The sequence below is a fragment of the Cupriavidus sp. R6-3 genome (assembly GCF_059772245.1).
This window is the reverse complement of sequence record NZ_JCBAJO010000250.1, coordinates 1-6558: the sequence shown is the minus strand read 5'-3', so window position 1 is coordinate 6558 and position 6558 is coordinate 1. Positions and strand designations below refer to the sequence as shown.

General features: G+C 69.7%; 4 protein-coding genes. 2 read left to right on the top strand and 2 right to left on the bottom strand.

The window, feature by feature from the left end:
• Positions 1-2504: penicillin-binding protein 1A (locus tag AC6EI8_RS23005; RefSeq protein WP_498382976.1), on the bottom strand; the 2504-nt coding region annotated here is incomplete at its 3' end.
• Positions 2505-2826: 322 nt separating this feature from the next.
• Here AC6EI8_RS23005 and AC6EI8_RS23000 point away from each other — a divergent pair.
• Positions 2827-3531, top strand: a complete 705-nt coding sequence (locus AC6EI8_RS23000; RefSeq protein ID WP_498382975.1) for a glutathione binding-like protein — start codon at positions 2827-2829, stop codon at positions 3529-3531.
• Between the two features lie 223 nt (positions 3532-3754).
• Positions 3755-5191, top strand: coding sequence for an alpha/beta hydrolase family protein (locus tag AC6EI8_RS22995; protein WP_422650905.1), 1437 nt, complete (start codon positions 3755-3757; stop codon positions 5189-5191).
• A gap of 36 nt (positions 5192-5227) precedes the next feature.
• Here AC6EI8_RS22995 and AC6EI8_RS22990 read toward each other — a convergent pair whose 3' ends face one another.
• Positions 5228-6172 carry a LysR family transcriptional regulator gene (locus tag AC6EI8_RS22990; protein ID WP_498382974.1) on the bottom strand — a complete coding sequence of 315 codons (945 nt, stop codon included), beginning with the start codon at positions 6170-6172 and terminating at the stop codon, positions 5228-5230.
• Positions 6173-6558 lie beyond the last annotated feature (386 nt).

Below are 6558 nucleotides of genomic sequence, written 5' to 3'. Positions count from 1 at the left end.
GCCGGCGGCGAAACCGCGGGAGGCGGGGCGTTGCCAGTGCCGACGCCCGGTGCCGGATAGCTTCCCGGATAGCTTCCCGGGTAGCCCCCCGGATTCGGCCCCGCATTCGTGCCGGCGGCGCCAGGCGTACCGGTTCCATTGATCGCCCCAGGCGCCGCCCCGGCCGATGCCGGCTGGCCGGCCCCGGCAACCGGCTCCCCGAACGGCGCCGATGCCTGCGGATCGGTCGGCAACGGCAGCGGTTCGGCCTCGTCCAGCACCTCAGGCTCGGAGGCCATGCCGCTGTCCACCGGCGTCTCCTGCCGCGCGGCCGGCGCCGGCGTGACGTGGACCTCGGCCGCCGCCTCCGGCTCCGACGCCGGACCGAAGGTGCGCGCCCACCAGCCTTCCACCGACTTCAGCCACGGATCGAGCATGCCCGGCTGCTGCTGGTTCTCGAAGCGCACCCGCTGATCGATGGCGCGCGTCTGCAAGGCGCGGCGGAACACGTCGCCGACGATCGGCAGCGCGCTGTGTGCGCCCTGGCCCCAGTAGTCGCTGCGCAGCGTCACGCGCGCGTCGTTGAAGCCGACCCAGGCGCCGGCCACGAGCTGTGGATGCATCAGGATGAACCAGCCGTCGGCGTTGTCCTGCGTGGTGCCGGTCTTGCCGGCGACGTCGGCATGGATGCCGTAGCGGGTGCGGATGCTGGCCCCGGTGCCGCGGGCGACCACATCGCGCATCACGTCGAGCAGCGTGTAGGCGACCGCGGGCGGCAAGACGCGCTCCGCCGACGCCGGGCGGAAGGACTCCAGCACATGGCCGTCGCGATCCTCGATGCGGGTCACCATGGTCGGCTCGAGATAGGCGCCGCCGTTGGCGATGGTGCCGTAGGCCGCGACCATTTCCTTCAGCGTCACGGGACTGGTGCCCAGCGCCAGCGAGGGCACCGTATCGAGCCGGCTCTGCCGCACGCCCATCGCCCGCGCCAGATTGGCCACGCGCACCGGGCCGACCTGCTGCATCAGCTGCGCGGTGATGGTGTTCTTCGAATAGACGAGGCCGTCGCGCAGCGTCAGATCGCGACCGCTCGGCGGCCCACCGTCGGTCGGGCGCCAGACCTCGCCGCCGGCCAGCCGGATCTCGACCGCCTCGTCGCGCAGCGTCGTGTCCGGGCCGATGCCCTGCGCAAAGGCCGCGCCATAGACGAAGGGCTTGAAGGTCGAGCCGGGCTGGCGGCGCGCCTGTTGCACGTGGTCGAACGCATCCTCGGCGAAGTCGCGGCTGCCGACCCACGCGCGGATCTCGCCATTGCGGGGATCGATCGCCAGAAAGCCCGCCTGGATGCGCGTCTTCTGCTCGTGCAGTTTCTGCATCGCGTCGGCGTCCTTGCGCAGCTGCGCCAGCGCGTCGGCATCGGCGAGGCCCGCCTCGCGCGCGGCCCGGTACTGGGCGGTCTCGCGCATGAAGGCCTCGACCAGCGCGCGATTCGCGCTCCAGCCGCCGCGCGGGGACCACGCGGCATTGGCGATGCCCTGCAGCCGCGCCCCCTGGCGCGCCACCGCCTGGTTGGCCATCGCCTGCAGCCGCGAATCGATGGTGGTATGGACCACCAGCCCGTCGGTGTAAATGTTGTAGTCGTTGCGGTCGGCCCAGTCGATCAGCCACTTGCGCAGCTGCTGCGCGAAATGCGGGGCCGGTCCCTCCTCGGGCGATTGCCGCTCGAAGTCGATCCGCAGCGGGCGCTTCTTCAGCGCATCGAACTGCGCGGGCTTGAGCTTGCCGCGCTTGACCATCTGCGCCAGCACCGTATTGCGGCGCTCGACCGCGCGCTCGGGATTGAGCACCGGGTTGTAGTAGCTGGTGCCCTTGAGCATGCCGACCAGCGTGGCGCTCTCGAGCACGTCGAGCCGGTCGGCCGGCTTGTCGAAATAGGTGCGCGCCGCCATCTCGATGCCGGTCGCGTTGTACAGGAACGGCACCGTGTTCAGATAGGTCTCGAGAATCTCGTCCTTCGAATACAGCGCCTCGATCTTCAGCGCGGTGATCGCTTCCTTGATCTTGCGCGTCACGCTGGCGGCGCGGCCGATCTCCTCGGGATACAGGTTGCGCGCCAGCTGCTGGGTCAGCGTGGAGCCGCCCTGCCGGTCACCGGACAGCGTGTACCAGGCCGCCGCCGCGGTGCGCCGCCAGTCCAGGCCGAAATGCTCGTAGAAGCGGTGGTCCTCCGTGGAGATCAATGCCGCCACCACGTTGGGCGAAATCTTGTCCAGCGGCACCCAGTCGCGGTTGGCGCGCTTGAACTCGGCCAGCACCTTGCCGTCGGCCGACAGCACCTGGGCGGGGCGCTCGGACTTGGCCTTGCGGATATCGCTGATGCCGGGCGTAAACGGCACCAGCACCAGCGTATAGGCGAGAAAGAGGACGGGCACCGCGGCCACGCCCCAGGCGATCTGGCGGCCGGTGGGCCGGCGCAGCCGCGCCCGCCAGTCGGCGAGGGTGCTGCGCAGACGGTCGCGCATCATGGCGCGCGCTCGCCGGCGTGGCCGGCGCTGAGTAGGAAAAGACGCTTCACACGGAGGACTGCGAATTCGGGAAGCGTGCATCGTACCAAAACGGCCGGTGGCTCCGCCGATGTCCCGCGCGGGCCGGCGCGGGGCCGTCCCGGCGCGTCGCGGGCAAAGCGCTTATGATCGCCTCTGCCCGCCGCGACCGATCGCGACGCACGGAGCCACCCTCGGCGCCATCGTCGGCGCCCCCCCCGGTGCCCTCCGGTAGCATCGCCCCGCGACATCGCCATCCGCGGCGGCAACCGTCCCGTCAAACCAGGACCAAGACCAAGGAACCATGCCCGATCTTTCCGCGTACCCGATCACCCGCAAATGGCCCGCCCAACATCCCGACCGGCTGCAGCTGTATTCGCTGACGACGCCCAACGGCGTCAAGGCGTCGATCATGCTGGAGGAAATCGGGCTTCCCTATGAGCCGCACCTGGTGCGGTTCGAGGCCGACGACCAGCTCTCGCCCGAATTCCTGTCGCTGAATCCGAACAACAAGATCCCGGCGATCCTCGATCCCAACGGCCCGGGCGGCAAGCCGCTGGCGCTGTTCGAGTCCGGCGCGATCCTGCTGTACCTGGCCGAGAAGACCGGCAAGCTGCTCCCCGCCGATCCGGCCGCGCGCTACCAGACCATCCAGTGGGTGATGTTCCAGATGGGCGGCGTCGGCCCGATGTTCGGCCAGGTCGGCTTCTTCCACAAGTTCGCCGGCAAGGAGTACGAGGACAAGCGCCCGCGCGACCGCTACGTCGCCGAATCGCGGCGCCTGCTGGGCGTGCTCGAGAAACACCTGGCCGGGCGCGACTGGATCATGGGCGAGCAGTACACCATCGCCGATGTCGCGACCTTCCCGTGGATCCGCAACCTGGTCGGCTTCTACGAGGCCCGAGAGCTGGTCGGCTTCGACGATTTCCCGCAGGTGCAGCGCGTGCTGGACGCCTTTGTCGCGCGGCCGGCGGTGATCCGCGGGCTTGAAATTCCCAGGCGCGGCTGACCGGCGGCCACCACCGTCCGTGGGCGGCCGCCCACAGGAGCCGCCTGCAGAAGCCGCCCGGCATTTCGCCACGCGAAACGTCGGGCGGCTTTTCTTTTACTTTTCGTCTCCTCGTCTTTAGACTTCGTGCACGGTCGTTCGTTTTCGTGACGAAGCGATGTGGCAGTGCGGCATGAAGGCGAAGGCCTCCCAGTATCGAAAACGAGATAACGAGGAGACAACCATGCAGCTCACCAAGCGCGCCGCCCTGGCGCTGGCGCTGGCCGCCGCATTGCCGCTCGCTGCCTGCGGCGGCGATGACGACGATCCGCCGCGCCAGCCCGAAGAGACCCGCGCCCAGGACAGCCGCACCTTCACCGTCAACGAAGCCGCCCTCGCGTTCGCGGCGCTGCCCGACGCTCCGGAGACCGACCGCTGGACCGGCACGCTGAAGGGCTCCGGCTATCGCATCGAGGTTCCCAAGCAGTGGAACGGCAAGCTGGTGATGTACGCGCACGGCTATGCCGGCACCGGCGCGGCGCTGGGCGTCACCACGCCGAGCATCCGCCGCCATCTGATCGAGGCCGGCTACGCATGGGCGGCCTCGAGCTACAGCAAGAACTACTACGACGTGCGCGCCGGCGTCGAGGACACCAACGCGCTCGCGCTGGCCTTCGTGCAGATCGCCGCGCAAAACCGGCGGCCGCTCGCGCCGCCCAGCCGCATCTATATCGTCGGCCATTCGATGGGCGGCCATATCGCGGCCGCGGCGGTCGACCAGGAAACGCTGGATACCGCCAACAACAAGGTCCGCTATCACGGCGCGGTGCCGATGTGCGGCGTGCTCGGCGATACCGAACTGTTCGACTACTTCGCGGCCTACCAGCTGGCGGCCCAGCAATACGCGGGCCGTCCGGCCACGGCCTGGCCGGTGAACAACTGGGCCGAGATCGCGCCAGCGGTGCGCGACGCGCTGTTCACCACGTTCCCGAGCGCGACCACCGCGCAGGGCGACAAGGTCAAGGCGATCGTGCAGAACCTGACTGGCGGAGCCCGGCCCATGTTCGATCAGGGCTTCGCTGGCCCGGTGCAGAACACGGTGTGGGGCACCTTCGGCGGCGACGGCACCATCAACGGCATCCTGAACCGCAACGGCGTCTCGACCGCCAACATCGTCTACCAGCTCGACGGCGATCCGGCGCTGTCGGCGGAGGAAACCACGCTGAACGAGACCATCCTGCGCGCCAGGGCCGATCCCGAGGCCAACCGGCTGCGGCGCGACGGCCTGCGCTGGATCCCGAAGACCAATGCGCGCATCAACGTGCCGGTGGTCACGCTGCATACGCTCGGCGACATGTACGTGCCGTTCAGCATGCAGCAGATCTACAAGCGGCGGGCCGATGCGCAGGGTACCGCGCAATGGCTGGTGCAGCGCGCGATCCGCGGCGTCAGCCATTGCGATTTCACGGTGGCCGAGCAGAAGGCGGCGTTCGAGGCGATGGTGCAGTGGGAACAGGGCGGGCCGAGGCCGGAGGGCGACAACGTGCTCGACGCCGCCACCGTGGCGCGGCCGGACTACGGCTGCAGGTTCACCGACAACACGGTGAGCGCGGACGATTCGCCGGCCATCGCGCAGGGCCGGCCGCAGATCGCGGCGGCCCTGCCGTGTCCGGCGTCGTAAGGCGAGCCGCGTAGTGGAACCGCGGCGGCGCGTCGATCAGGCGCGCCGCCGCACGGCCGGCAGCTCCAGCACAATGCGCTGGAAGTCCTCATGTCCGGCCAGCGCCTGCACCAGAAAATCCGCCAGCAGGCGAGTGCGCCGCGGCACGTGCGCGCGTGCCGGCATGTACAGGAACACCCCGTAGCGCTCGGTCGTATGCTGGGGCAGCACCGGCACCAGCCGCCCGGCCCGCAGGTGCTGCGCCACCGCGTACTGGAAGAACTGCCCGATCGCCGCGCCGCTGGCCACCGTCTCGACCTCGGCATCGACATCGTTGGTCGCGACGAACGGCGCAAAGGTGCGCGTCTCGATCGCGCCGTCGACCAGGAATTCCCACGGAAACACCTTGCCCGTGCGCGGATGCAGGAAGCTCGTGCAACGGTGCCGCTCCAGCTCGGCGATGCTGCGCGGCACGCCGTGCCGCTCCAGATAGGCAGGCGCCGCGCAGACGATCAGCTGCAGCGGCGCGATGCGGCGCGCCACCAGCGAGCTGTCGGGCAGGCTGCCGGTACGCAGGCCGATATCGATGCCCTGCTCGATCACGTCGGTCAGCTGGTCGCCGACCAGCAACTCGACCGCGACGTCGGGATACGCCTGCACGAACGCGGCGATGGCCGGCGCGACATAGCGGTGCGCCAGCGAATACGGCGCCGCAACGCGTACCACGCCGGCCACGTGCTCGCGGTCGCCATCGATATGGCGCAGCGCCACCTCGAGCGATTCGACGGGACGCTGGCACTGCGCCAGCAGCTGCTCCCCCTCGCGGGTCAGGCCGACCTTCTGCGTGGTACGGTGTAGCAGCCGCACGCCGAGCATCCGTTCGAGCAGCATCACCTGCTTGCTGGCCGCCTGCGGCGACATGCCGAGCTCGCGCGCGCCCTGGCTGAAGCTGCGGGCCTGGGCCACACGTACGAATACCGTCAGCGCTCGCAAGCGGTCCATCGCGCCATCCTGTCCGTGCGGTTCGAAGGGGGGAATGTGGGGATGATCGGGGCCGTCGCGGCCCGCGTCGATCGCGCCCGGCGGCCCCTGGCTTGCAGTATCGCGGCAGCGCGCTGACAAGCCGCTGACCCGAAACTGTCACCACGCTGACAGCGTCGTGACGATGCGCTGACGGCGTCGCCGCCAAAGCCAATGCCCGCCTCGTTCCCTGCCATCCGGTTGAAGAGGTTTCAACCGCGCCGAGGCTACCACCCGATCCAGCGATTGCGCAAACTGCGCCGCATCGCGCTGCTGCCGCCTCGGTCCCCTCCACGGCAGCACCGCGCCCCGCCACCTCGACTCGGGAGCTCCCCATGGGCAATCGCCACGACGACACAGGCACGCCA

Coding starts and splice junctions, on each gene's coding strand:
- AC6EI8_RS23000 (WP_498382975.1), top strand. CDS start 2,827: ATGCCCGATCTTTCCGCGTACCCGATCACCCGCAAATGGCCCGCCCAA.
- AC6EI8_RS22995 (WP_422650905.1), top strand. CDS start 3,755: ATGCAGCTCACCAAGCGCGCCGCCCTGGCGCTGGCGCTGGCCGCCGCA.
- AC6EI8_RS22990 (WP_498382974.1), bottom strand. CDS start 6,172: ATGGACCGCTTGCGAGCGCTGACGGTATTCGTACGTGTGGCCCAGGCC.